Raw genomic sequence first — 25,229 nt, 5'->3', positions numbered from 1 at the left:
CGCTAGAGGGTATTACTTGTCGCCGGAACCCTTTTCTATTGATTCCATGACGTTATCAAGGTTGAAGCTGCCGGGTTTCTGGCGCGGTGGAAAATCGCGAAAGCTCTGTAGCCATTTACCAACGTAGGCACCCGCTGGGGCGAACATGAACATATGTTCGAACTGCCACTTGCCGTAGCCGATGGCTTCGTGATGGGCGCGCTCAAAAGGATCGCTACGCAGGTTGCCTATCATGGGCATGCGCAGTTGCTCGTAAGGCGCTTGCCAGACGTCCATTCCGTGTGCGTTTTGACGCAGGAAGGTGATCTTCCAGTTATTGAAGCGCAGGGCAGCAACGTTGCCGTCGTCAGTCCAGTAGAGGAACTCTTCGCGCGGCCACTCGGCTTCGCCCTTTAGTGCAGGCAACAGGTTGTAGCCGTCGAGGTGGACTTTGTACTTCTTGCCACCGACCCGCTTACCCTTCAGCAACTCTTCTTTCACATTGGGATTGCCAGCCGCAGCAAGCAGTGTGCTGAACATATCTTCGTGTGAAGCAATTTCGTTGTTGACCGTACCGGGCTCGATCACGCCAGGCCAGCGCATGTGAGTCGGCACCCGAAAACCGCCTTCCCACTGTGTGGCCTTTTCACCGGCGAACATGGTGCTGCCGCCGTCTGGCCAGGTAAACACTTCTGCACCGTTGTCGGTTGAGTACATAACAATGGTGTTGTCGGCTATGCCGAGCTCGTCAAGCTTCGCCAGCAATTGACCGACGTGGCCGTCATGTTCAACCATGCCGTCGGCATAGACGCCGAGTCCGGTCTTGCCTTCAGACTCAGGCTTGAGGTGCGTCCACACGTGCATGCGGGTGCTGTTCCACCAGACGAAAAAAGGCTTGTCGTCGGCGACTGCCTTGTCCATAAACTTCAGCGCTCTGGCAGTGACTTCCTCGTCGACGGTTTCCATGCGCTTCTTGGTCAGCGGACCGGTATCGTCGATCTTGCCGTCGGCAAAGCTGTGAATGACTCCGCGTGGCCCAAATTGCTTGGCGAATTCTGGATCTTTGGGGTAGTCGGGAAGCTCTGGTTCCTCCTCTGCGTTCAGGTGGTAAAGGTTGCCGAAAAACTCATCGAAACCATGAGCAGTGGGCAGCATCTCATCCCTGTCTCCGAGGTGGTTTTTGCCGAACTGACCCGTTGTATAGCCCTGCTCTTTCAGCAGCGTGGCAATGGTGGGGTCCTCTTTCTGCATGCCTTCTGGGGCGCCAGGAAGCCCTACCTTGGTGAGACCGGTGCGCATCGGTGACTGGCCCGTGATGAACGCGGCGCGTCCGGCGGTGCAGCTCTGTTGGCCATACCAATCGGTGAACACAGCGCCCTCGGCTGCGATACGGTCGATATTAGGCGTCTTGTAGCCCATCATTCCCATGTTGTAAGAGCTGACGTTGAACTGGCCAATATCGTCACCCCAGATGATGAGGATGTTGGGTTTATCTGCGGCGAAAGCCGCAGAGCTGAGTAATAGCAGACACAGGCCGCAGAGCCTGGTTCCAAATTGTTTACTTGTCACCATGGGTAAATCCTTTATTGAATTATGTGTAAGGAACGTGCGCTACTTCTACTCAGGATAGCGCAAATTAGTAAAAGACTTGGGTATCTCGAAGGATATTTCTCGATATGCGGCCGAATATCACGTTGTCTTCAGCTTTGACGATATTCACAGGCTAGAGTTTCTGTAGTCTCGTGGAGACATCCCAGTCCACCGCCGGAACGCACGACTGAAACTGGTAGGGTCGGGGTAGCCCACAGCGGAGCCTACATCGGCAACACTCAAGTCAGTGTTTCTGAGTTTTCGGCAGGCTTGCTGCAGACGCCAATCATCAAGTAGTTGAGCCAACGTTGTGCTACGGGGCTTGAGGCTCTCGTTTATTTCCCTAAGCGGGCTATCGATCCTATTGGCCGCTGCTTCAGCTGTCATGCCAGGCGTATCCAGATATGGATGCAGCGCCGATCTAAGAAACTCTACCAGACGCCCGGCCGTTTCAAACTCAACGCTATTGGGCTTAGCAAAATGGGATGAGCTACCTTTAGGAAGCAGCCAAATTGTTGGAAAGCTAATTGTGCACTTACTGGGCAATTGGGTCTGCACCAACTTGCTGCCGGTATCGTGGGGAACGGCGCTTAAATCGGCCAGCTCGGCGGAGACTTCTGTCTGGTCCCAGTGTTGCTTCACAAAGCCCTTCAGGAGTGACGAGAGCGCGCCAAAAAAGAATGCGTCTGTGTGGGGAGAAGGGTTTGATTTATAAAGTCGCAGCTCGGTAAAGCTGGCATAGGCGCCTGGAATTTGTAATTCAAAGCGGCTGGCGGAGGCGAGATTTTCTGCCGACAGCGCCATCTCAGTGAGAAGTTCTGCCAGCGACAGACCTCGTGCGAGCTGTTCCGAGAACATGGGATACTGGTTGTGGTCAAGTTGCCATCCGACACGCCAACAAAAGCCAGGGTCGCCAGACGCATCGGTTGCGCTGCGTAAAAAAGGGTGAACTTGTTGGGCGGAAATCATCCCTGTGTCATTCATAACACTGCTTCGGGTCAACCTGTGCTGTTCCAGTAGAATATCCGTATCCATTTTGTGCTTATCCATCGCGAGTACGAATGGCAACAACAGTGCGGGGCGCATTATTTGGATGGAGTACTGATTTTGCCGCACAGGACTTTCCCTTTAGCTTCTTCCCTATCAAATATGATTACAATTATGCAAAGTTATAGCAACAGCAAGGGCGCGTTCGATTAGGATAAGCGTCAAATATGCCTCTTAATTTGTAGTCGCCCTAGCGATGCGGAGAACAATGATGATTGAAAACCTCTACGGACGAACCAGGAAGCTTTTGACGGCAGTGACCATGATTACTAGTGTCGCTATGTTAGCCGGTGCGGCCACTGCAGAAGAGAGTAAGCTGGCTCAGGTCTTGTTCAACAACGTCACTATATTTGACGGTAAGAGCCGTAAACTGTCGCCGAACATGAACGTATTGGTTGAAGCGAACATGATCAAGACGATTTCCAAGTCCAGCATTTCAGCAGGAGAGGCTACCGTCATCGATGGTGAGGGTCGGACCTTGATGCCAGGAATGATCGAGAACCACGCTCACCTGATGCTTATGGGTCCTTCGTTGCCGGCGATGGAGAGCATGACGACCTGGGAAGACTTCGCTATTCATGGCACGAAGATGGCTGAAATGTACTTGAACCAGGGCTTCACCACCGTTCGTGATGCCGGGGGCGGCAATGCCGGCCTGCAACGAGCGATTAACAGCGGCATGATTTCCGGTCCCCGTTACTATCCCTCTGCCGCGTTCATTGGTGGCCGTGGTGGTCACGCCGACTTTGCTAATTACACCGCGCCGATTGGGGAGAGTTCAAACATGTCGCGTTTGAACATGGCCGTTGAAGCCGATGGTCGTGATGAGGTGCTAAAGGTTGCCAGGAACAACTTCCGAATGGGGGCCTCTCAACTGAAGGTGATGCAGTCAGGGGGCGTAGTTTCGGCATTTGACCCCTGGCAGATGGATGGTCGCACGTCTGATGAAATCAGCGCCGCGGTAGAAGTCGCCGAGCAATACGGCACCTATGTTATGGCTCACTCCTACAAGCGCGAGGCGATGGTCGCGGCGCTTGAGGCGGGCGTAAAATCGCTTGAACACGGCTTTATGTATGACTGCAAAATAGGCAAGTTGATGGAAAAAAAGGGGGCGTATATCACTACAAACCTGACCGCATTTATTCCGGGCCTTCTGGATATTCCTGCGGTCAAAAATGTACCAGCTAGTTTCCGTAAGGCTAAAACGGCGCAGCTCGCCTTCGAAGATTACCTGGACAATATGCGTAGCTGCCCGGCTAAGCGCGGTTTTCACACCGACTGCGTTGGGTCAGTGGAATCATGCAATAAGCAGATTCACCATGAACAGTTTCTCAATGGAGATTTCTTTGACAACCACACCGCGCTGGTAGCTATGACTTCAGTCGGTGGTGAAATCGCCGCAATGACCGGAGATTTTATGAACCCATACCCTGATGGCAAGCTGGGTGTTATTGAAGAGGGCGCCTATGCCGATATTCTGCTCATCGACGGCAATCCGCTTGAAGACCTGTCTGTTATCGGCGCACATCCCAAGTGGTTCGACGCGCCAACACCACCGGATAGCCCCGTAGGTATTGTGCTGATTATGAAGGACGGCGTTATCCATAAAAACACTTTGTAGGTTGAGAGCGAACAATGAGCAGTGACCATTCTCGCATCCTATCGGCCTGCTTGCTGGTAGGCGCTTGCATTGTTAATTCGCTGGCGTTGGCTCAGACCTGGGAGCCTTATACCGGCGAGAACAAGCTACGCGCCTTGATGTCCGATGCCGTTATGGAGGGGTCACTGCCGGCAAGCGTTTCAGCCACCGCCAGATACTATGCGGACGGCACCGCAGAGTTGAAAGCCTGGGGAGAAACTATTGGTCGTCCCTGGAAGTTAGGTGCTGAGATAAACTACTATGTTGACCAGCCCGACGCCTTTGGCCCGCAAAGGATGTTCGGCATCAATGTCACCCCTGTGGTGGAAAACGTCTTTGCGCGTATGTTTCAGTAGTTGAGCTAGAGTTCTTTGACTCGGTGTTACAGGCGTACTTAATGTTTCCAGGAACCACCGCAAGTCCATAACAGGACATCAGTTAAAGTGAGCTGAAACGCTCGTCATCAATATTTACGGACAGAAAACAATGAGAACTACACTGAAGGCGGCGTTTTTAGCGGTTCTGTTAGCGTTAAGCCCCGTAGCGCAGTCGGAAGGTCGGCCTGGCTTCGGTGGGCCAGATTCAGTAGAGCAGATCATCGAGACTGATCGTACAGAAAAGGGCGAATTCTACAGTGGCGAGGTTTTTGGGCCTCTGGAGCAATGGCAGGCCCGAATGAAAGAGGAACATGGCTTCAGCCTTGGCATGGATTACTCTGCGGTTACGGTGGGTGCCAGTGAATCCTTACCAGGGGCAGATGATTCTGCCAGTGGCGGCATGTTGCGGTTTTACGGCAGCTGGAACCTTACCGGTGATGGTGAATCGACTTCTGGCGGCCTGGTCTACAAGCTGGAGCATCGGCACGGATATAGTGATCTGGCGCCCAGTGAGTTCTATCTCGGTAGCGTCGGCTATGCTGGCCTGACCGCGCCGCCGTTCAGTGACCAGGAAACCCGTTTCACCAACCTTTATTGGCGCCAAAGTCTCAATAGTGGGCGCACGGTGGTGCTCGGCGGCTTTCTCGATGCCACAGATTTCTTTGACGTCTACGGTATGGCCAGTCCCTGGCTACACTTTATGAACCTCACATTTTCAACGGGCGCAGCGGCAACAGATCTGCCCAATGATGCAGCAATGGGCGTGGCTGCCGGACACTTGTTTGATAACAATGTGTATGTGATTGGTAGCGTGGTAGACCGCAACTCTGACCCCACCGACATCAGTGAAGGGTTTGATACTTTTTTTGGTGATAACGAGTATTTCTACAGTGTTGAAATAGGCCATACCAGTTCTCATTCACGCATTGCTTTGGACAATGTCCATATTGCCTTTTGGCAGGCTGATGCTCGCGAGGAAGTGGGTGCACCCGAGGGTTGGGGGGCAAACTTCTCCTGGTCCCGTTATTACAATAATCAGTTCATGCCTTTCATCCGCGCGGGCTATACCGATGAAAGTGGCTCGCTGCTGCAGAAGAGCGTGAGTCTCGGTTTCGGTTACCAACCAGACTCTTCAACTTCCGTGCCGGGTAACTTGTTCGGCGCCGCTGTAAACTGGGGTGAAGTGAATGAGGAGTCTTTTGGATCCGGCCTTGATGATCAGTACACGGCTGAAATGTTCTATCGCTGGCAGACGACGAAAAAGCTGGCGCTCACATTAGATTTTCAGTATCTGAAGGATCCTGCCCTCAACCAGGATGCGAGTAACGTTTATGTTTGGTCTTTACGAGGACGATTCGCACTCTAAATGATTTCCTGCTTGCGGCTTGCATTGCTCAAGCGGTTTTATGTTTTGCGAATCCAACTAAATACTCATTCTGGTTGGTTGCGGTTTACGCGGGCGTAAGCTTTGACTTTTGCTCGGTGTCATCGCAGTGTGGAGGTCGGCGCGTAATGAATACGCTGCGCGACCTTGATGTCATGTTCCAACTTCCTCCGCCGGTATAAGGATTAGCTTTGTGAACAACACCAAGTTCTTGCGACAGTACCTAATGTCCCTATTCCTGTCTGTCGGGTTGGTTTGGCCTGCCATGGCACAATCGGAAAACACTATTCTGATCAGAAATATCACGCTTCTAGGGCAGGAAGGTGAGAAGGAAAAAGTTGTTGTCAACGTTCTGATCAAGTCATCTGAACTCAATATCATTACTCAAGACACTATTCCACTCGATGCCGCTGATAGCGTTTTTGATGCGCGCGAGGGCACTGTGATGGGCAACTTGAAGCTTGGAGAGCCTGCCAGCTTTCTGGTGCTGGATGGCGACCCTTCTGAGAACGTAGAACTGTTGCTCGACACCAAGACACATACTCTTTTTGCTATTCATGACGGCACTGTTTTGAAAAATACACTACGGCCTATAACGGACGAATCGCCGGCCGAGCGTGAGCGCAAGCAAGCGGGTTGGCTCGCCTACACGGCACCTCCTCTGGCCGTGCCTTTGAACTATAGGGATGATCGCCGCTGGAACAAGTTTAATACCAAGTATGTGTCAGGGATTTTTACTGGTGCGATCGTGCTTGATAGACAGAGTTGGACGAATCAGGACGGCGAGAGCCGCTCTCAGGTAGGCGACCTCAAGAGTTTTGAAGGAGGCGAAATAAGAGGCTTGAGATTCGGCGGCGTAGGCACTTTGAATTTTCCAAAGCCCTGGGTGTGGACTGTATTTGGAGCCACTCACGCGTTTGACCAGGGCTTTGACTCTATTGAGTCAGATGACTATACGCTGTTTGATTTGCGTCTGGATATTCCGCTCTGGGACAAAACCAGTTTTAGTATAGGTAAGCAGAAAGAGCCTATTTCGATGGAGCGCTTGATGGCACTCGGTCATGGCCCCTTGGGCGAACGTGCAGCTGTATCAGATGCGCTGCTGCCGTCGAGAAATGTGGGGGTTGTTATGGCGGGCACGTTGTTGAATGATCGCATGACGCTAGCGGGAGGGGCGTTCAATAATTGGCTGGATAAGGATCAACCCAGTTCATTCGATGACAATTCCACACAGTTGGTAGGCCGCGCCACGTGGGTGCCGGTGCAGTCGGCCAATGAGAGCACGCTACTGCATCTGGGGCTAGGGTTGCGTGACTCAGACGGCAAGGAAGGGTTTGTGACGCAGACAGGTCCAGAAATCAATCAAGCACCCGACTATGTTGCCAGCGATTTTTTTGATGTCGACGGCATGATGACTTACCAGGCGGAGGCGTCCCTGCGCTCCGGACCTTTCTGGTTGCATGGTGAATATGCGCGTACGGATCTTGATGACCCCGTGCTGGGAGATTCCAGTATTGATGGTTATCACGTTACCGCCTCGTGGATACTGACGGGCGAAGTAAGAGACTACAACAAGCGCACCGGTACTTTCAGGCCAATTGCGGTAGCCCGTTCGGTGAAGCAGAACGGCTGGGGTGCCTGGGAAGTCAGTACCCGCTTTAGCACGCTAGACATGAGTGAGGTGCCTGATCCTGCTGGGCTGGATGCCGGGGAGATGGATGTCTGGTCGCTGGGTTTGAACTGGTGGTTGACGCCGTATTTCAACTTCAATGTAAACTACCGCTACATAGAGCTCGACCGTTTCGGCGAGCAGGGAACCAGCCAGGGTTTTACAACGAGACTTATGTTGATTCTGGAGTAGCGCTGGTGCGAGTTTACATTCAAATGGTAAATACGGCGCGTAGTCCCGCTATCCAGAGTTGGTTGTGATGCTGGTCGCGGGCTGGGTTGATTAATAGTTGCAGGTCTGGGGTTAATGTGAAGTTTGGCGTGAGCTGAAGCTTGTAGGAAGTTTCCAGCACCCATTCATCGTCGAGTTCTGCACTGACCGCATTTTCCGCTGCGAACCCGGCACCGGTCGTTGCCAACATTGGCGTGGTTTTGAGAAGTCGTAGGGCGCCGATCTCCGTATTCGGATTGATATGCAATCACCAAGAATACAAGCCCACAACGAGGAAGTTGGCACTAACCCACTCTTCTCTCCACGCCAGCCCAGTAGGGCTCGCGCAGGTCCTTTTTCAATATTTTGCCGGATGCATTGCGAGGTACCAACTCGATAAACTCAAAGGCCCTGGGCACTTTGTAGCCCGCCAGTCGTTCGCGGCAGAACGCGATCAGCGCATCTTTATCCAGCGCACCGCCATCGCGAGTTTGCACAAAGGCCAGAATGGCTTCGCCGTATTTTTCATCGGGTATGCCGATGACCGCGGCATCGATAATATCCGGGTGATCAAACAGCGCGTTTTCTACTTCTTTGGGGTAGATGTTCTCGCCGCCGCTGACAATCATGTCCTTAATGCGATCCTGAATATAAATAAAACCCTCTGCATCCATGCGCGCGGCATCGCCGGTATAAAGCCAGCCATCAACCAATGTCTTTGCGGTTGCCTCAGGCAGGTTCCAGTACTGCAACATAACCTGGGGTCCTTTAACCGCTATTTCGCCGACGGTGCCCACAGGAACCTCCTGCAAATTCGCGTCGACAATGCGCACCTGGGTTCCTGCGGCGGCTCTGCCGCAAGACAGCAGCAAATGCGGCTCACCGTTTATGGCGCGCTGGTGGGCAGCGTGAGATAACTGTGTGGCGCAGGCAGTGGTCTCGGTCATACCGAAAACCTGCTGGAACTTGCAACCAAATACTTTCATCGCTTGCTTCAGTGTTTCTTCTGCAATGGGACTGGCGCCGTAAGCCATGGTGCGTAGAAGAGGAAAGTCCCTTTGGTTGATATCCGGAACTGCCACCAGGCAGGCCTGAATCATTGCCGGCACCAGGGTGGCGTTGGTGACGCCTTCATTCTCTATGCTGTCGACAACTGCCACCGGGTCAAACTCGCGGTGCACAATGATACTGCCGCCGGCGGAAACCACACATTTAATACTGATGCCCGCCGCTGCGTGATAAAAAGGCAACGGGATTACTGTTCGCGTATCACTTATACGCATATCAAACATCAGTGAAATAACTCGAGTGTTGGTCTCTATTGCGTATTGGGTTAGCACGGCGCCCTTGGGTAGCCCCGTGGTGCCGGAGGTGTACATTTGATACAGCTCATCTTCCGGTCTTATATCATGCTCCGGGTTATGCTCCGCTTGCCCCTTTAGCCAGTTTTCATAATTCTCCCAGCCTTCGATATCCCCATCCAGGCAAATAAAGTGCTCTATGTTCTGCAGTTGGTCACGAACCTTGTCGATGCCGGCGCAGAACTCTGCTTCTGCTACCAGCACGCGCGCCGTGCAATCGTTGAGAATATACGCCCACTCGGGCGGCGCCAGGCGATAGTTAAGTGGAGTAGGTACCACACCGACCTTTGAGGCGGCAAAAAATAGCAGCGCAAAATCAATACTGTTCTTGCCGATCCAGGCCAGACGATCGCCCTTGCCGAGACTTTTGCTGCCGAAGGCGTGCGCCATGCGGTTGCAGTGTGCGTTTGCTGCGCTGTAATCGAGCTTTCTAGCACCCATTTCAATACAGGGGTTGCTAGCGGTTTCGCGGCCAAAAAATTCCATAAAGTGGTGCAGTAGCATACCCGTTCTCCAGTTTTTATTATCAACTGAGCATAGCGCCATATCCCGGCTTTCGCACGTTATCAGTTCTATAAAACTGTTCTCCGGCGCATGAGAGGGTTCAGGCAGTGAACCGCGGGTGCTAAATTATTGCTGAGCAAGCAAAAACATTTTTGGTAGCCGGTTGATGCTAAGCTGGCACTAAGCGCAGGGAGAAAACAGAGAATGAAAAAGGTACCTATTATCGACTTACGTGCGGTAGACGAGCCAGGGCAAATAGCAGCCTTGGATGCGGCCTGCAGGGATCACGGCTTCTTTCTGGTGTCCGGGCATGGCGCCGATGACGCCATCGGACGAATGTGGCAGCAGGCGAGCGACTTCTTCTCCCGGCCGCGCTCCGAGCTGCGTAAGATTGAGCGCACGGCGGAAAAGCCGTTGGGCTACTTTGATCGGGAGCTCACCAAGCGCAAGCGCGACCTTAAGCAGGTGTTCGATTTTACCCGCCCGTTGACTGACGAGTCTGGATACAACCAGTGGCCCGAAGAAATGGCGGCGTTCCGCCAGGGCATGAGCGACTACCACGAAGCCATGGGCACAGTAGCGGTGCAGGTCATGGCGCTGCTACATCGAGCGCTGGGCATAGACGCGGAGCCCATGTGCGGTGACCCGGATACCAGCACCGCTCGCCTGAACTATTACCCGGTAGACGACCCCCTCAGTGGAGAAGAGCAGGCGATCAACACGGAGCTGGGAGATATGGCGCTTCACCATCACACAGACCCCGGTCTCGTGACACTGTTGGTACAGGACGACACTGGCGGGCTACAGACTCTCTCCACAGATCACGGCTGGATCGATGTGCCGCCACGCGAGGGAACTATCATTGTGAACCTCGGCGACTCCGTGCAGGCCTGGAGTAACGACATCTACAAGGCCGCCGTGCACCGCGTGCTACCCATGACAGAGCGCGCTCGAATGAGTACGCCGTACTTCTACCATCCCGCTCGCGATGCCATCATCGAACCACACCCCCAGTTGGCGCTAGGGCAACCGCACTACCGCCCGTTCAGCTGGAGAGAGTTTATACAGAACCGCGTTGACGACAACTATGCAGACCAGGGGAAGGAAGACACCCAAGTGAGCAAATATCGTATCGCATAGCTTGTTGTGAAAACGTCACGTAACGGGTAAGCCTGATTAACCCATCGAGATGCGGAGAGACGGCGCATGAAAGCATGCCGCGCCATTCCGAGAGATTGGCAGAAGAGGTAGCTGATGATCCCCGGGCATTACTGCAACAATCGCCGCGGCTCAGCGTTAAAAATTTACACTATTAGATGTCTGGCAAACCCTGTGCAGTCCAGTAAAGTGGTAAGACGCTTTTAACGGAACAGCTGTTTCCAGGATCGCGATCATGAAATGGTTTCTTCTCCTTATAGTTCTGGCACTGCCCTGCCAGGCCGAAATATTCAAGTGGGTTGATGAAAACGGCAAGACTCATTTTGGCGACCGCGTGCCTGAGCAGTATCAGGAAAAAGCTGACAATGTTGAGGTCAATATACGGCAGCCAACGGCGGCGGAGATTGCTGAAGCCGAACAGCGCAATTCCGCAATGAGTAGTTCCAGGCAGTCGATGGAGAGCAGTAGTCGGTCCACGCGCAGCTCAAAAACAACGGATCGAGACATAGTTAAACAGCATGAAAAGAAGTACGACAGTGACTATGACCGGCAGATGGCCGAGTACAATGCCAGTAAATCATGCTATGCCGGCTGTCAGGTTAGAACGCCAAAGTCGCCTCTTGTGGGAGGCACTTTCCTCGACAATTCCAATTGTGGGCATTGTAAGAGTGTGAAAAAACCCAGTCGATAGACACAATTTTTTGATGACACCACATCCAGTTTGGTAGCGGCTCAAGGCTGAGCGATACTCTGATGCCAAGAGTACTGTGGACAGCGAGCGTTGCATGGGTCAACTATAAGTATTCAATCGGAAGCCAGCGTGGAGTGACGAGTCATATGGATAAAATTGAGGTAAGCGGCCCCAATGCCCAGCAAATAGAATTCTGGAATGGGGAGGCTGGCAGTCACTGGAGCGAGCGCGATGACCAGATGAGCTTGATGCTGAGGCCGCTGGGCGCCGAGGCTATCGCGTTGGCCGCGCCTGATACCGGGGAAGCGGTTCTCGATATCGGTTGTGGCTGCGGCGATACCACGCTTGAGCTGGCTGTCGCTGTTGGCGCAACCGGCCGCGTTGTCGGTGTCGATATTTCTGCTCCTATGCTGGTTACTGCCAATGCAAAGCGCGCGCAACTTCCGGCAGAGCTGGATGGCAATTGTTCGTTTGAACTGGCTGACGCTAGCAGTCATGACTTTACCCCCGCGGTTTTTGATTTGCTCTTTTCCCGATTCGGCGTGATGTTCTTTGCCGACCCCGCTACCGCATTCGCCAATATGCGCGGGGCTTTGAAACCCGGTGGCAGACTGGCGTTTATGTGTTGGGGTCCGGCAGAGCAAAACGACTGGATAATGGTTCCTATGCAAGCTGCAAGAGAGCACCTGCCCGCGCCCGAGCCTGCAGAGCCGAGGGCTCCCGGTCCGTTTGCTTTTGCCGATACCGACTATGTCAGTGAATTTTTGCAAGCCGCCGGTTTTACCAATATCGAGTTTGAGCCCACGCAACCGAACATGAGGATGGGGAACGGTAGCTCTCTGGATAAATCGGTAGAGTTTTTTATGGAGATGGGGCCTGTATCAAGCGGGCTGGTGAATCAACCAGACGCGGTTAGGTCTGCGGTCAGGGAATCTGTTCGAGCGGCGATTGCAGGCAGCTATGTTGATGGCTATGTGGAGCTACAGGGCCAATGCTGGCTAGTGACGGCCAGCAACCCCGGTTAGCCCTCTCCTGATTCGTCCGCAACAGGGGTTGGCAGCAGCATCTCAAAGTCTTCAGCTTGCGGTCAGTTGCGCCGCGCTAAGGCTGGGCCTAGCCCATCTCCGGGTTCTTCTCAGAGGCTGGGCAGCGTGGGTCGACCGGTGACCAGTCTTCGGCGGAGTGGCTCCAGAAACTGGAGTCGATCTTGACCCAGCTGCTGTCATTCAGTGACCCTGCCTTTATAAATCGCAGACCCGGGCTTTCCTCAACGTAACTGATCATCTGGCAGCCACACTCCGGGCAAAATCCCCGGCTTACATGACCACCATCCGTGCCAGTCACCGTATAGAACTTGATATCACCGCGGGACTCAAGCAGTGCGGTCGGCAGTATGATAATGGTAGCTTTGCCACTACCGGTCATCTTCTGGCAGTCCTTGCAATGGCAATGGTGGGCTGAAATGACCTGTGTCTGGTCAAATTTATAACTGTAGCCGCCACACAAGCAGCCACCTGTCGCCATATTTTCCATAAAAGGATCCGTCGTCAGTCTGCGTTAGGGTGGGCAGGCTAGCAAACTATGCCGTGCGATCACAAGTAAACGGGGCGCCAGCCGTTAGCTTGCGCGTTGGCGATTCTGCGCGGGTGACTGGTATCTTCCGCTGCGCAGCTGAAGAATTAGCGCATAGATGTTCATTGCTGTTGTGCACACCACTTGCGTGTCAGTAGTATCGGTAACTCGCCGGGGAGGGTAGTAGTAAACTATGGAGAACAAAGACCTGATAGAGGCCATCAACCAGCTGATGCCTTATGGCAAATACAAGGGGCGCCAGTTACTCGACCTCCCCGAGCCCTACCTGGTGTGGTATCACGGTAAGGGCTTCCCGGCGGGAAAATTAGGCGCGCAGCTGGCGTTAATCTATGAAGTTAAACTTAACGGGCTCGAGGGCATGTTGAGGCGTTTTCAGCAATAATGCATCTTCCGGCGATTTGACAGGAACCCATTCCAATGACTGTGGAAAAGATCTCTGAATCCAAACTCGATATTGGCGCGATAGTCCACTCCAGCGCCGGGATCATTGCGCTGATACTGGGTGGCCTCATGTATTTTTACAGCTGGGCGCTACCCTTTTTTGCCGGCTTGATGATCCTGTCTGCGGTCAGCGCCATTTGGATCTCATGGCGTCAGGACGCCTGGGTGCCGGGCCACTGGCTGGCGATGTTGCCTGTTATAGGCATTGGGCTAGGCTATTTCCTGGCGCCCTGGGGATACACACTGGCCTACGTGTGCCTGTGGCTGGCCTTTATCCATTTTGTTATTCGAGGCATTCAGGCATCCCGGCAGTCTGGTTGAGAGCGGTAGGGATAGACGCCGAGTGGAAAGAGGCCAGGGCGGGGCCATAGAGGTATTACGAATAGTAAATGTCTCGAGTCACAGCGCTACTTTTCTGCGAGCGTTTGCACAAAACCCATAATCTGAGCCACTGTCTCCTGCGGATGAAGAACAAAAGCGGCGACGTGGCTCCCCCATCGTCCTTTGGAGGCGAGCTCGGGGTGGTCAGCGGGCGCCTCTGGTGCCAGCCAAAGCCTGGCCTGAGCGTTCTGCGCCGTCAGCGATTTGGCATAAATGGCGCGCGTCACCGGGTCCTGTGGGTCCTGGATGACCAATATGGGTAGGTCGAGATTTGTCGCCAGCGCTAGCGGCTGCTCGTGACCGTCTGGAAAACCATAGAACCGCACAGCCGCCCAGGCACTGGGTGCCATCAGGGTATGTGGCAGACCGCTTTGCGTCCAAATTGCGCGTTTGATGGCGTCCTGCGTGTTCAGCAAGCTGTCTAATAGAATCAGGCCATCGACATCGGCGCCCTCATGAATAGCCCTGATGGCGGTGGCACCTCCCATAGAAATACCCATTAAGACGACAGGCTGCGTTAGCTGTTGCTGCTTTGCCCAATCCACGAGGGCTTGGGCATCGTAGTGCTCGGTGCGTCCAAACTGAATGCCTTGGTCGTCACTATCAGAGTCACCATGGTTACGCAGATCAATGGCCGCAACGGAAACACCTTGCTCAACCATTGCCTGATAGAACTCCAGACCTTCGAAGAAGCGGCTATCCCGGTTGGAACTTCCGCCATGCAGAAACAGTAACGTTGCCAGCGGCCTGGTGGCAGGCATCCACCAGCCGTGCAGCGTGATGTCTGTGTCGGTGGGGGACAATTGAAAGTTCTCATAGACCACCCCAAGATCAGCAGGCGATGTCTCAAGCGCAGTCCGTGGCGCAAATCTGAGCTGAGCAGGAATCTCCACCAAAACAAAGTAGGCAGTGACGATCAAGGCAAACAAGACGATATAAGAAATGACGCGGTTCATTATACTCCCGGCGAAGCCAACGGAATGTCGCTGTTCAACATTTATGCAATCTCGCCTGCGCGCGATTACATCTGGGCAATCGAGTTAATCTCGATTACCCGGTTAACAATTAAGCGGGTGTGGTGTTTGAGGAAATGGTGCGCCTGGCGCGATTCGAACGCGCGACCCTCGGCTTCGGAGGCCGATACTCTATCCAGCTGAGCTACAGGCGCATTGATCAATCTACTAATAGCACTTCCATTCCGCTGCCTCCGAAGGGCAGCATTCTCACTAGGTGAGCTAGGGAAGGAGGCGGATAATACCTAGGTTGCTGCTATGAGTCCATGCCCGAGCACTGTCAGTGCGCTAGAGATACGGCGCCCAAAGGCGTGCTGCGCCGTCGCGAAATTTGACCGCCAGCGACCGATCGTTGATGTCACTTAACCTCAGCTGGCGGCCGTTGGCGGCTTTATCGGTAAAAATTGTCTTCAGTTGCATTGCCAGATCGCGATCGTAGCATTCCACATTGAACTCAAAGTTCAGGCGCAGGCTGCGCTGGTCCCAGTTGGTGGAACCAATCAGTGACCAGGCATCGTCAACCACTAGCAGTTTGGTGTGATCAAATGGTTCTGGTGTCACGATAATGTTGCAGCCCTTTTCCAGCAGTGGGCCTATTTCTGCTTGAGTCGCCCAGTCCATAATCCGGATGTTGTTGCGTGATGGCAGCAGAATGTTTACCTCAACGCCGCGCATTGCCGTGACCGCCAGTACCTGAGTAAGCGCGGCGGGAGGCAGAAAGTAGGGAGTAATAATGTGCACCGACTCACGTGCCATGCTGAGCGCGCCTACCAGTAGATCACTGAGTTTCTCAAAGTCTTCATCGGGGCCGTGATTGATGCCGCGAGCCCAGGAGTCACCGCAGCGTTCGTTGTTCTGAAACCACGCTTCTCCCTGCAGTGATTCGCCAGTGGCGAAGGCCCAGTCTACGGCGAAGGTCTGCTGCAGATGACTGGCAACCGGCCCGGTCAGCGAAAAGTGAAGGCATTGGGCGGGTGACTTGACGCCGATGTTCAGGCAATGGCCGGCGCGTATGTTGGTGCCGCCGGTGAAGCCATGCACGCCATCGACCACCATGATTTTGCGGTGATTGCGCAGGTTGGCGGTGTTTGGCAGGCGTGGAATGCGGGTGGGCAAGAATAGGGCATGCTTGAGGCCGGCATCGCGCAGTGGCTTGAGAATATTGGGGCTCTTGCTGTAGCGCACGCCCACACCGTCAACCATTACGCGCACTGCTACACCGCGTTTTTGCGCCTCCGCCAGAGCCGTTACAAACTGTATGCCAATGGCATCGTTGTCAAAGATGTAGCTTTGCAGCGAGACTGACTTTTTGGCGCTGGCGATGGCGGCGAGCATTTTGGGGTAGGCTTCATCGCCGTTGACCAGCGGTAGAATAGAATTTCCAGGCAGAATGTAACGCCGCGATAAATGCCGGGACAGTTGAATCATGCTGCCAGCCTGCGGGTGCGCCAGAAATAACTCCTTCTGGACGGTTTCCTGATCCGTCAGGTGTAAGCGCTGCGCGCCACGCCATGCTTTGCGGGTACTGAGCTCTACCGCGCGCCGCTGTATGCGATTGATGCCAAACAGGTAATAGCTAAACGAACCGATGAAAGGTGATAGCCAGGCCAGGCCGATCCAGCCGACAGCGGCTTTGGTGTCGCGTTTCCACAAAATCGCATGGATAGTGACGGCGGTGGACATGCCCACGTATATCCCGGCAATCAAGAGCTGCAGGTTGTCGAGTATCCAGGTGATCAGGAGTGTCATTTTCTGGTGCTCTGCGCCGCTGGGAAACTGCCAGGTCGGATCCTTTACATGGCACACAATTCCGTTCAAGTGCCTGTTTTGATTGTAGCGGCAATGGGTGTTTATTGCCTGCCTTCATTGTGGGTCATCAGTTAAACTAGTGTTGCCCGGGACCGTCCCTGGTTTGACGCGGAGACACAACACATCCTGACTAATGTCCGACAACTAGGTTTTCTGCTTGCCTTTGTCAGCGCGCTGTCGGCACAGCTTGTAGCCGCCGAGCCTGCTCGGGTGGCAGTGGAGGGCGCTCCGCAGGCCCTGGCTGAGAATATCAGCGCTACTCTGGCAGGTATCACCGCGACAGATCTGGCTGGCGGCCATTACCGGGTGCGCATTCGCAAGATGGTAGAGGATGCAGCGCAAGCGCTTGGCTACTACCATTCTACCCATGACTTGCAGGTGCACGAAGGCACGTTGAGGGTAGTGGTGCAAGCGGGGGAGCCGTTGTACTGGGCTGCGCCACGACTGCAATTGACAGGCGAGGGCGCTGAGGACCCGGTGATTTTGAAGCTGTTGACGGAACATCCGTTTTTAGATGTGACCGCGCTAAATCATGGCGTCTATGAGGCATACAAGGAACAGTTGGTCAGAACTGCGCAGCAGCAGGGTTACCCGCTGGCTGAGTTGACCCGGCAGGTATTACTGGTGGATCCGAATGCTGGCACCGCTCAGGTCGAACTGAGCGCTGATACAGGGGATCGTTTCCGGCTAGGCGGGGTTGAGTTTGTCGGTACTCGTATAGACCATGATGTCATCTACAAGCTTCTCAATATGGAGGCGGGCGGTTGGTATCAGCCCAATATGCTGCGGGACCTGCAATACCAGCTGTTGGACACCGGGTACTTTGTCAGTGCCGATGTGCGCGTTGCCTCCGATATTGATAGTCGCACTATGCTGTTGCGGGCTTATTTGCAGGATGAGCCTAAGGACCGCTATACCATTGGTCTGGGGGTGGCAACGGACACTGGTACGCAGGTGGTTTTTAACTGGGATAAGCCTATTGTTAACGGCCGTGGGCACGGTTTGTCGTTAAACTCCAAGCTCTCCAAGCCGGTGCAGAATATCAGTACCCGTTACACTATTCCCTGGGACCATCCCCGCGAAGAGTATTTGGAATGGGTTGTCGCCTGGCAGCGTAAGGACAATGAAGACACCCTCAGTAGTCTTACCAAGACCGGTGTCATCTGGCAGCATGATCTGCGCACCAGCAAGCGCTCTCTGGGTGTAAACCTTGAATACGAGGTCTATGAGCAAGGTAGTGCATCGGAAAAAAGCACGACCTATATCTTGCCCCTGGCAACCTGGACCCGGTTAGTACTGCCTGCTGACGAAGGCAATGGTTACCGCTACGGTATCAATTTGCTGGGTAGCGCGGAGGCGTTGGGGTCAGACACCGACTTCTTGCGCGGTTCAGTTAACGGCGCCTATCTCTATCGTTTATCGAAGCGTCATTCGCTGCTGGGTCGCGCCGAGGTAGGCAAAATATTTGCCGCAGAGCTGAGCCAGGTGCCGGCCTCCAAACGTTTTTTTGCCGGCGGTCAGGGCAGTATCCGTGGCTTCTCGTTTGAGAGTATTTCACCGCGTGATCCGCAGGGAGCGCTGACCGGTGCTGATAAGCTGATAACTTCGACGCTAGAATACCAATACGATTTCAAACCCAACTGGGCTATCGTCGGTTTTGTCGATAGCGGCAAGGCGTTTATCTACGATGACGAACCTTTGCGCACGGGTGCCGGGCTGGGCGTGCGCTGGAAAACACCGGTTGGCGCCGTGGGAATTGATATCGCCGTGCCGGTGGATGATCCTGAATATGATGGTTTCCAGTTGCATTTCTATCTTGGCCCTTTGATATGAGTGCTGCTACACCCATTCCCAAAAAGTCTGCCTTTTGGAGGGCCCTGCTATTTTTGGCTTTGATGGTGCTTGTACCCGGACTGATTCTGGTAGGGACGGCGTGGTGGTTGGGTGGCAGTGAGAGCGGTAGCCGTTGGCTCGCGGATCAGGCGAATCGGTGGTTGCCGCAATTGCAGTTGGACATAACATCGGGCAGCCTCGCGAGTGGGTTGCAGCTCAGTCAGGTAGCGTGGCGCGAGGACGATTGGGCAGTGCAGGCCACGGATGTGACGCTGTCCTGGCGACCGGCCTGTTTATTGGCAACGAGGGTTTGTCTGACCTCGCTGAAAGTAGGCCGCATTGAGGTAGTCAACAAAGCGGAGCCCAGCTTTAAAGCATTGGATTTACCGGTGTTTAGTAGTCCGCTAGCGGTAACGGTCAGCATGTTCGAACTCGGACAGCTGGTGGTGCCTGGGGCTGTGGGTGAGACGTTGTTGCTGGAAGCGATCAGCGGGCGCAATGTGCACCTGCGTCAGAATCAATTAGAGTTCCAAAAATTACAGTTAGAGCTGCAGGGTAACCAGTTGCAGGCGCAGGGCGACGTGCGATTTACTCAGGACTATCCGTTGGCAGTGAGCCTGACTGCAGCCCTACAGGCTTTGCAGCAACCACTGCGCGTGCAGCTGTCGGGAACGGTGCGAGAGCTGGGTTTTGAGACCAATGAAGTAGAAGGCTTGCCGTTGCATGTGAACGGAACAGTGGCCGCGTTGGCCTCCGGCTTGCCGCTGCAAGCCCGGATCGAAGCGCAGCAGCCCTTCAGTTACACCGTGGGTGACAACACACTGGCGGTGCAGTCGCTGACTGCGGATGTCAGTGGAGATACTGAATCGCTGACTCTGGAGCTGGAAGGTGTGGTATCTGAAAGTGCGCTCGGAGATGTGCCGGTGATGGCCTTGGCGCGCTTGCGTGATGGCCATATTTGGCTTGAACGCGGCGAGCTACAGATACAGCAATATCCGTTGCAGGTGAGCGGAGAGGTGCTTTGGGGCGACAATCAAGCGCTCCGTTTACAGCGTGTAGAGATTACGCACACGCCAAGCAGTGGCTCACCACTCCACTCGGCGGCGCAGGCTTCAACTACTCTCTCGCTACAAGGCAGTCCCACAGATGGCGGATTGGAATGGTTGCTGTCTGCGCCTGATCTGTCTGGGTATTTACCGTTGGTGGGTAAGGCCAATGCGCAGGGTTCGCTGGAAGTGGCTGGCTCGGGCTATAGCTTGACGCTCAGAGCGAATGCACATGATGTGGCGATAGGGGAGCTAGCCGGCGCTGAGTTGGAACTGCAGTGTGAGCTGCAATGGGACTCGTTTGATGAACCCCTGGACCTTCGCTGTGTGCGGGCGAGGACAATTCTGCCCGCAAGCAACTGGTCGGTGGCTTCGGCATGGCATTTGCAGCAGGCTCCCACCAGTATGCTGCAGTGGCACAAGGGGCGATTGACCGTGCCGCCGGTTTGCTTTCAGGAACAGTCTGCTCCAGACCTCAGGCTGTGTTTGACCGAGGCTTTTACCTTTTCTGCCGGCGACCGTTCGGAGTTGCAAGTGGCGCTGGGCAAGCTGCCGTTGACATGGTTTGACAGTGTCATACCCGGTACCGCCAGTTTGTCCGGTAATGCGGATGTGCGTCTGCAACTGGCGGGCAGTAGCGCGTCCACGCAGACGCTTAACTGGCAAGCACGGGTTGCTGACTTTGGCGAGTTGGAGGGCAGCGTCGAGTTGGTGGAGCGCGGCGCACTGACCGTACGCGGTGAAGCGATAGATATGGCACCCCTGCTGCAATTGTATCCTGAGTTAGGGCAACTGGCCGGGACACTGAACCTTGAGGTGCGCGCCAGTCGTCGAGATGAGGGGCTTTGGGTGACAGGCGCGGCCCGTGTTATTGATGCCCGTTTGGGCATTATCGGCCAGACCGGCTTGTTTGCCACCTCACTGCTGCAGCTGGATTTACAGGGTCAACAGGCTCAGCTGCAAGGGCAGGTTGCTGCCGAGGGCGGGCCGGCGCAACTCAGTGGATCTATTGACTGGCGCACTGACGATTGGCAGGCACAGTTGCGTCTGGTGGCAGAATCTCTGAGCATAGCACCACTGCCGGGCGTGACCCTGCAGCTGGTGCCAGACTTGACGCTATCGGCCTCTGCACAGCGCACTCATCTGGAGGGCGATATTTTCATTCCCAGCGGGCTGGTTGATTTATCCCATATCAGTGGTGGCCCGCAGGTTGTGAATGTATCTGCGGACACGCAAATAGTGGGTGAGCAACTACGTGAGGACTCAGGGGCACCATTCTCTGCTGCTATTACAGTGAGTCTGGGTGATGAGGTGCGCTTTAAAGGGTATGGGTTGATAGGACGTCTGTTCGGCTCGGCTTTGTTGGAAAAAGCGGCGGGTGGTGCGCTGTCAGCCAGAGGCAGTATTAGAGTCGCAGATGGTCACTGGCGCGCTTACGGCCAAGACTTGTTGGTAGACGAGGGTCGCCTGGAATTCAGCGGTCCATTGGATGAGCCGTACCTGCGCTTGCGCGCCCAACGTCACCAGAGCGCCGGCGATGCGATAGTCGGTGTGTTGGTCGACGGCCCGCTGGCAGACCCCAGAGTACAATTGTTCAGCTCGGAGGCAATGTCAGAGCAAGAGCGTATGCATTACCTCATCACGGGTAGACGCATGGATTCCGATGGCACATCGACCGATGGCGCAGCGACACAGGCGGCCGTCGCTATGGGTCTGGCGGGTGCCAATCAGCAGCTGGGTAAAGCCGCAGAGCAGTTTGGTATTCAGGGCTTTGCTGTGGGGACTGAAATGGGTGAGCGGGGTCAGGAGGCGCAGGTCAGTGGCTATTTTGGCCCCAACCTCTATCTGAAGTATGGTTACAGCATGTTTGAGCCCGGCACTGCGTTCAGTGCTCGTTACCGTATGACCGAACGTTTCTATATCGAGGGTTATCAAAGCACCAGCAGCGCGTTGAATTTACTGTGGTATATCCGTCGCCGCCAAAATGATGATATTACAGCGCCGCCTTTGGAAACTGACTCTGCCGAGTAGCGTTCAAAAAAAGGCCCGGGCGGGGGGCCCGGGCCAAAGATGGCGGCTGTCAAAGCACGCCTGCACACCCAATGCATAGTTAAGTTTTAGTGCAGCTGCGCCGGCTTGTATAGGAGACATTTTTATACTGTGACGGGAGTCACAAAAAGCAGGAGAAAATAATGGCTGAGCGCGAGGATGGTCTGACAAAGCAAGCGGTGTTAGCATTTTGGCTGATGCAGGCCGCAGGAGGGTATGGGCTATGAACATCCAACGCGTCATTCTGGCGCTGGTGTTGTTATTGCAATCGTCTTGGGCAGCGGCGCAGGCAACCGACGCCAAAGAACTGATCCGACTCGCTATGGACCATTGGCGCGGTTCAACCTCTTATGTCGAAAACACCATGACTATCCACCGCCCCGACTGGGAACGCACTATGTCGATGGTGGGTTGGACCGAAGGCTCAAAAAATTCCTTGATGCGAGTTACTGGTCCAGCCAAAGATGCCGGCAATGGTACCCTGTTGAAAGACAATAATATGTGGAGCTATACGCCCCGCATCAATCGCATTATCAAAGTTCCCTCATCAATGATGAATCAGAGTTGGATGGGCAGTGACTTTTCCAATAAGGACATCAATAAGGCCACGGACCTGCTTGAACAATACGAGCACCGACTGGTGGAGACGCGGGAGCAGGACGGACACGCCATTTATGTTATCGAAGCCATCCCCCATGAAGATGCTGCTGTGGTCTGGGGTAAGGAGGTGGTGGTGATTCGTGACGACTTCGTGATGCTGCGCCAGGAATTCTGGGATCAGGCGGACGTATTGGTGAAAGCCATGGACACTCTGGAAATAAAGTCAATCTCCGGTCGTACGGTGGCCACCGTGATGCGCATGAGCGAAACCGCGACACCGGATGAATGGACCCAGGTAACTATCGGCGCCATTGAATTTGATATCGATTTGCCCGGTAACCTGTTTACCCTATCGAGCCTGCGAAACCCGCGGCAGTGAATGTCACACTGACCATGGCGTGGCGCAATCTGTGGCGCAATGGGCGCCGCACCTGGCTGACGATAGCGGCGATGATCTTTACCAACGTGCTGTTGGTGTTTCTGATCTCATTGCAGTTAGGTATGTACGACACCATGATCGAGAACAGCCTGCGCGCTTTCAGTGGACAGATGCAGGTGCAGCGTGAGGGCTATCTGGATGAGCCGCGCATGCGCGAAACCATAGCCGGGTCCAGCGCGATAACCGCTATGCTGCGCGAGCAGTTGGGTATTGAAAGTATCACGCAGCGTGCTCAGGGCTTTGCCTTGGCCTCCAGCCAGGAGCGTTCCTTTGGCATTCAGCTGATCGGGGTTGAACCGGCCTATGAGCCGCTGGTGTCCAGCTTGCCTGGTTTATTGGGAGAGGGCCGCTGGCTCAGTGACAGCAATGCGGAAGAAATTGTTCTGGGGCGGGTACTGGCGCGAAATCTGCAAGTGCAGCTTGGCGATGAGATTACTTTGTTGGGGAGCGGCGCCGACGGCTCTTTTGCCGCCGGGTTGGCGACGGTGGTGGGCATACTGGATACCGGTTTGCCTGATGCCGATCGCAGTATCGCCCAGCTCCCGCTGGGCACATTTCAGTCAATTTTCAGTATGCCGGACCAGGCTCATGCTCTGGTGTTTGAGTTCCCCGATTTGAATCAGGTGCCAGCGCGAAAATCGCAGGTAGAGACTCTGCTGTCGAAAAAACAGTTGCTGGCGCAATTCCAATTGGCGGTGCATGACTGGGATGCCCTGCAGCCCGGTCTGCGTCAGGCCATCATGTCAGACATGGTCAGTGCCTGGTTTATGTACGGCATCCTGATTATCGTGGTCTCGCTCAGTGTTATGAATACCCAGCTAATGTCGGTACTGGAGCGCACCCGTGAGTTCGGGATTATGTTGGCGCTGGGTATCAAGCCGGGTCGACTTGGACGTCTGGTGTTGCTGGAAACCTTGATCATGTCGCTGCTGGGGATGTTTATCGGAATTTTTATTGGCTACTTGCTGGTGGCCTGGTTTGCCCATACCGGGTTTACGTTTGCTGGCATGGCGGAAGCGGCGGCCAAGTACAATATGGATGAATATATGTATCCTCAAGCCTCGCTGTTGAGTCTGTTTTGGGGCCCGGGCACTGTCTTTATCGGGGGCATGTTGGCGGCCATTTATCCGGCACTCAAGTTACAGCGAATGCACCCTATCGAAGCGATGAGGGCTGTGTAGTGAGTTTGCCGTTGAGCGCTATTACTACCTTGGCCTGGCGTAATTTATGGCGCAATCATCGCCGCACGCTGATTATTCTGGCGGCGATTGTCATCGGTGTATGGGCAATGATTTTTATGAATGCCATGATGCGCGGCATGATCGATGGCATGGTCGACACCGGCATTACTATGCTGCCGGGACATGCCCAGGTGCACCACCGTGACTATCTGGATGACCCCAGTGTGGTTAACAGCATTGCGGCACTTTCCCCCGCGGCGCAGCAGGCGCTGGAAAATCCGGACATCGAAGCCTGGAGTGCCCGAGTGCGGGTGCCGGCGATTATTTCTAGCGAACGGGATAATCGCGGTGTGATTCTGTTAGGTGTGGATCCTGCGCAGGAACTGGGGGTGGGTTTTGATTCCACTGATCTGCTCAGTGGGCGCTTTCTTGAATCGGTTGACGATACGGGCCTGGTGGTTGGCGCGAGCTTGTTAGAAAAGTTGGAAACAGTCTCCGGTCGGCGGGTTGTGCTGATGTCGCAGGACCCGGACAACGAAGTGGCTGAGCGCGGCTTTCGGATTGTCGGCGTTTATGAAGCTGACACCGATGCGCAGGAGGAGCGTTTCGTTTACGCCGGTCGCGCGGTGGTGCAGGCAATGTTGAAGATGGGCCCTGAAGTGTCAGAAATCGCGATAGTGGGTAACGGTTACCGTGACCTTGGCGCATGGCTACCCGAGCTGCGTGCGGCGTTGACAGCAGACTATCAAGTAAAGGACTGGCGTGAGCTCGACGGCTATCTGGAGATGGCCGTCAATATACAGGATGGCTTTGTGGTGATACTGGCCGTCATAATCTTTGTGGTGTTGTCTTTTGGTTTGGTTAATACCATGGTTATGGCAGTGTTCGAGCGGATTCGGGAAATTGGCCTGATGCTGGCGCTGGGCATGCGGCCAGCTACTATCCTCTCGCAGATACTGCTGGAAGGTCTGATTCTACTGAGTATTGGTTTGTTGCTGGGTAACGGTCTTGCAGTGCTTTCTATTCTGCCTCTGCAATCGGGCATCGATCTTTCCGGCATTGCCGATGCGGCGGAAATGGCTGGTATGGCGACAACCTTGTACCCGGTGCTGCATATCAACGATATGTTGCTGTCCTCTGTGGTGGTGCTGGTACTGGGGCTGCTGTCGACCCTGCTGCCCGCCTGGCGGGCTTCGCGGTTTGACCCTATTACTGCACTGAATAAAAACTGAGGC

General features: G+C 54.5%; 21 protein-coding genes and 1 tRNA gene. 14 read left to right on the top strand and 8 right to left on the bottom strand.

Annotated elements, in window-relative coordinates:
• Window positions 1-12: 12 nt before the first annotated feature.
• A complete protein-coding gene (locus EYC98_RS01720; RefSeq protein ID WP_279243574.1) occupies window positions 13-1,551 on the bottom strand; it encodes an arylsulfatase in 1,539 nt (512 codons plus the stop codon).
• 144 nt (window positions 1,552-1,695) lie between these two features.
• Window positions 1,696-2,685 carry a helix-turn-helix transcriptional regulator gene (locus EYC98_RS01715; protein ID WP_279243573.1) on the bottom strand — a complete coding sequence of 330 codons (990 nt, stop codon included), beginning with the start codon at window positions 2,683-2,685 and terminating at the stop codon, window positions 1,696-1,698.
• A gap of 139 nt (window positions 2,686-2,824) precedes the next feature.
• Between EYC98_RS01715 and EYC98_RS01710 the strand changes: the two genes are divergently transcribed.
• From EYC98_RS01710 to EYC98_RS01695, 4 genes are all read left to right on the top strand, one after another.
• The gene (locus EYC98_RS01710) at window positions 2,825-4,237 is read left to right on the top strand and encodes a metal-dependent hydrolase family protein (RefSeq protein ID WP_279243572.1); all 1,413 of its coding nucleotides are present in this window, start codon (window positions 2,825-2,827) and stop codon (window positions 4,235-4,237) included.
• Between the two features lie 14 nt (window positions 4,238-4,251).
• On the top strand, window positions 4,252-4,611 hold the full coding sequence (locus EYC98_RS01705) for a hypothetical protein (RefSeq protein ID WP_279243571.1): 360 nt from the start codon (window positions 4,252-4,254) through the stop codon (window positions 4,609-4,611).
• A gap of 130 nt (window positions 4,612-4,741) precedes the next feature.
• The gene (locus EYC98_RS01700; RefSeq protein ID WP_279243570.1) at window positions 4,742-5,998 is read left to right on the top strand and encodes a carbohydrate porin; all 1,257 of its coding nucleotides are present in this window, start codon (window positions 4,742-4,744) and stop codon (window positions 5,996-5,998) included.
• Window positions 5,999-6,209: 211 nt separating this feature from the next.
• Entirely contained in the window at window positions 6,210-7,877 is a 1,668-nt protein-coding gene (locus EYC98_RS01695; RefSeq protein WP_279243569.1) for an OprO/OprP family phosphate-selective porin, read from the top strand.
• Between the two features lie 19 nt (window positions 7,878-7,896).
• Here EYC98_RS01695 and EYC98_RS01690 read toward each other — a convergent pair whose 3' ends face one another.
• The gene (locus EYC98_RS01690; protein WP_279243568.1) at window positions 7,897-8,106 is read right to left on the bottom strand and encodes a carbohydrate porin; all 210 of its coding nucleotides are present in this window, start codon (window positions 8,104-8,106) and stop codon (window positions 7,897-7,899) included.
• A gap of 94 nt (window positions 8,107-8,200) precedes the next feature.
• A complete protein-coding gene (locus tag EYC98_RS01685; protein ID WP_279243567.1) occupies window positions 8,201-9,760 on the bottom strand; it encodes a long-chain-fatty-acid--CoA ligase in 1,560 nt (519 codons plus the stop codon).
• Window positions 9,761-9,964: 204 nt separating this feature from the next.
• Between EYC98_RS01685 and EYC98_RS01680 the strand changes: the two genes are divergently transcribed.
• From EYC98_RS01680 to EYC98_RS01670, 3 genes are all read left to right on the top strand, one after another.
• Window positions 9,965-10,900, top strand: a complete 936-nt coding sequence (locus EYC98_RS01680; RefSeq protein WP_279243566.1) for an isopenicillin N synthase family dioxygenase — start codon at window positions 9,965-9,967, stop codon at window positions 10,898-10,900.
• 253 nt (window positions 10,901-11,153) lie between these two features.
• Complete coding sequence (locus EYC98_RS01675; RefSeq protein WP_279243565.1) at window positions 11,154-11,609, top strand: DUF4124 domain-containing protein; 456 nt, start codon at window positions 11,154-11,156, stop codon at window positions 11,607-11,609.
• Window positions 11,610-11,755: 146 nt separating this feature from the next.
• Entirely contained in the window at window positions 11,756-12,634 is an 879-nt protein-coding gene (locus tag EYC98_RS01670; protein WP_279243564.1) for a class I SAM-dependent methyltransferase, read from the top strand.
• 88 nt (window positions 12,635-12,722) lie between these two features.
• Here the strand turns inward: EYC98_RS01670 and EYC98_RS01665 are convergent, their stop codons facing one another.
• Window positions 12,723-13,142 carry a GFA family protein gene (locus EYC98_RS01665; protein WP_279243563.1) on the bottom strand — a complete coding sequence of 140 codons (420 nt, stop codon included), beginning with the start codon at window positions 13,140-13,142 and terminating at the stop codon, window positions 12,723-12,725.
• Between the two features lie 232 nt (window positions 13,143-13,374).
• Here EYC98_RS01665 and EYC98_RS01660 point away from each other — a divergent pair, with 232 nt between their 5' ends.
• A complete protein-coding gene (locus EYC98_RS01660; RefSeq protein ID WP_279243562.1) occupies window positions 13,375-13,584 on the top strand; it encodes a DUF3820 family protein in 210 nt (69 codons plus the stop codon).
• Window positions 13,585-13,619: 35 nt separating this feature from the next.
• A complete protein-coding gene (locus EYC98_RS01655; protein ID WP_279243561.1) occupies window positions 13,620-13,964 on the top strand; it encodes a hypothetical protein in 345 nt (114 codons plus the stop codon).
• Between the two features lie 86 nt (window positions 13,965-14,050).
• Here the strand turns inward: EYC98_RS01655 and EYC98_RS01650 are convergent, their stop codons facing one another.
• From EYC98_RS01650 to EYC98_RS01640, 3 genes are all read right to left on the bottom strand, one after another.
• On the bottom strand, window positions 14,051-14,980 hold the full coding sequence (locus tag EYC98_RS01650) for an alpha/beta hydrolase (RefSeq protein ID WP_279243560.1): 930 nt from the start codon (window positions 14,978-14,980) through the stop codon (window positions 14,051-14,053).
• Between the two features lie 135 nt (window positions 14,981-15,115).
• Window positions 15,116-15,192: transfer RNA gene (locus EYC98_RS01645), tRNA-Arg, on the bottom strand.
• Window positions 15,193-15,325: 133 nt separating this feature from the next.
• A complete protein-coding gene (locus EYC98_RS01640) occupies window positions 15,326-16,786 on the bottom strand; it encodes a phospholipase D-like domain-containing protein (protein ID WP_279243559.1) in 1,461 nt (486 codons plus the stop codon).
• Between the two features lie 270 nt (window positions 16,787-17,056).
• On the opposite strand from EYC98_RS01640, the gene EYC98_RS01635 reads away from it, so the two are divergent.
• From EYC98_RS01635 to EYC98_RS01615, 5 genes are all read left to right on the top strand, one after another.
• A complete protein-coding gene (locus EYC98_RS01635; RefSeq protein WP_279243558.1) occupies window positions 17,057-18,679 on the top strand; it encodes an autotransporter assembly complex protein TamA in 1,623 nt (540 codons plus the stop codon).
• On the top strand, window positions 18,676-21,756 hold the full coding sequence (locus EYC98_RS01630) for a translocation/assembly module TamB domain-containing protein (RefSeq protein ID WP_279243557.1): 3,081 nt from the start codon (window positions 18,676-18,678) through the stop codon (window positions 21,754-21,756). The genes EYC98_RS01635 and EYC98_RS01630 overlap by 4 nt, the downstream gene beginning before the upstream one ends.
• Window positions 21,757-21,997: 241 nt before the next feature.
• Window positions 21,998-22,753, top strand: a complete 756-nt coding sequence (locus EYC98_RS01625; protein WP_279243556.1) for an outer membrane lipoprotein-sorting protein — start codon at window positions 21,998-22,000, stop codon at window positions 22,751-22,753.
• Entirely contained in the window at window positions 22,750-23,994 is a 1,245-nt protein-coding gene (locus EYC98_RS01620) for an ABC transporter permease (RefSeq protein ID WP_279243555.1), read from the top strand. The genes EYC98_RS01625 and EYC98_RS01620 overlap by 4 nt, the downstream gene beginning before the upstream one ends.
• On the top strand, window positions 23,994-25,226 hold the full coding sequence (locus EYC98_RS01615) for an ABC transporter permease (RefSeq protein ID WP_279243554.1): 1,233 nt from the start codon (window positions 23,994-23,996) through the stop codon (window positions 25,224-25,226). Before EYC98_RS01620 ends, EYC98_RS01615 begins: the two co-directional genes overlap by 1 nt.
• Window positions 25,227-25,229: the final 3 nt, after the last annotated feature.

Source organism: Candidatus Litorirhabdus singularis (assembly GCF_026262625.1).
GTDB classification, from domain to species: domain Bacteria; phylum Pseudomonadota; class Gammaproteobacteria; order Pseudomonadales; family Halieaceae; genus Litorirhabdus; species Litorirhabdus singularis.
The sequence above is the reverse complement of the archived record's forward strand: the minus strand, read 5'-3'. Positions and strand labels throughout refer to the sequence as shown.

Coding starts and splice junctions, on each gene's coding strand:
- EYC98_RS01720 (WP_279243574.1), bottom strand. CDS start 1,551: ATGGTGACAAGTAAACAATTTGGAACCAGGCTCTGCGGCCTGTGTCTG.
- EYC98_RS01710 (WP_279243572.1), top strand. CDS start 2,825: ATGATGATTGAAAACCTCTACGGACGAACCAGGAAGCTTTTGACGGCA.
- EYC98_RS01705 (WP_279243571.1), top strand. CDS start 4,252: ATGAGCAGTGACCATTCTCGCATCCTATCGGCCTGCTTGCTGGTAGGC.
- EYC98_RS01700 (WP_279243570.1), top strand. CDS start 4,742: ATGAGAACTACACTGAAGGCGGCGTTTTTAGCGGTTCTGTTAGCGTTA.
- EYC98_RS01690 (WP_279243568.1), bottom strand. CDS start 8,106: ATGTTGGCAACGACCGGTGCCGGGTTCGCAGCGGAAAATGCGGTCAGT.
- EYC98_RS01685 (WP_279243567.1), bottom strand. CDS start 9,760: ATGCTACTGCACCACTTTATGGAATTTTTTGGCCGCGAAACCGCTAGC.
- EYC98_RS01680 (WP_279243566.1), top strand. CDS start 9,965: ATGAAAAAGGTACCTATTATCGACTTACGTGCGGTAGACGAGCCAGGG.
- EYC98_RS01675 (WP_279243565.1), top strand. CDS start 11,154: ATGAAATGGTTTCTTCTCCTTATAGTTCTGGCACTGCCCTGCCAGGCC.
- EYC98_RS01670 (WP_279243564.1), top strand. CDS start 11,756: ATGGATAAAATTGAGGTAAGCGGCCCCAATGCCCAGCAAATAGAATTC.
- EYC98_RS01665 (WP_279243563.1), bottom strand. CDS start 13,142: ATGGAAAATATGGCGACAGGTGGCTGCTTGTGTGGCGGCTACAGTTAT.
- EYC98_RS01660 (WP_279243562.1), top strand. CDS start 13,375: ATGGAGAACAAAGACCTGATAGAGGCCATCAACCAGCTGATGCCTTAT.
- EYC98_RS01655 (WP_279243561.1), top strand. CDS start 13,620: ATGACTGTGGAAAAGATCTCTGAATCCAAACTCGATATTGGCGCGATA.
- EYC98_RS01650 (WP_279243560.1), bottom strand. CDS start 14,980: ATGAACCGCGTCATTTCTTATATCGTCTTGTTTGCCTTGATCGTCACT.
- EYC98_RS01640 (WP_279243559.1), bottom strand. CDS start 16,786: ATGACACTCCTGATCACCTGGATACTCGACAACCTGCAGCTCTTGATT.
- EYC98_RS01630 (WP_279243557.1), top strand. CDS start 18,676: ATGAGTGCTGCTACACCCATTCCCAAAAAGTCTGCCTTTTGGAGGGCC.
- EYC98_RS01625 (WP_279243556.1), top strand. CDS start 21,998: ATGAACATCCAACGCGTCATTCTGGCGCTGGTGTTGTTATTGCAATCG.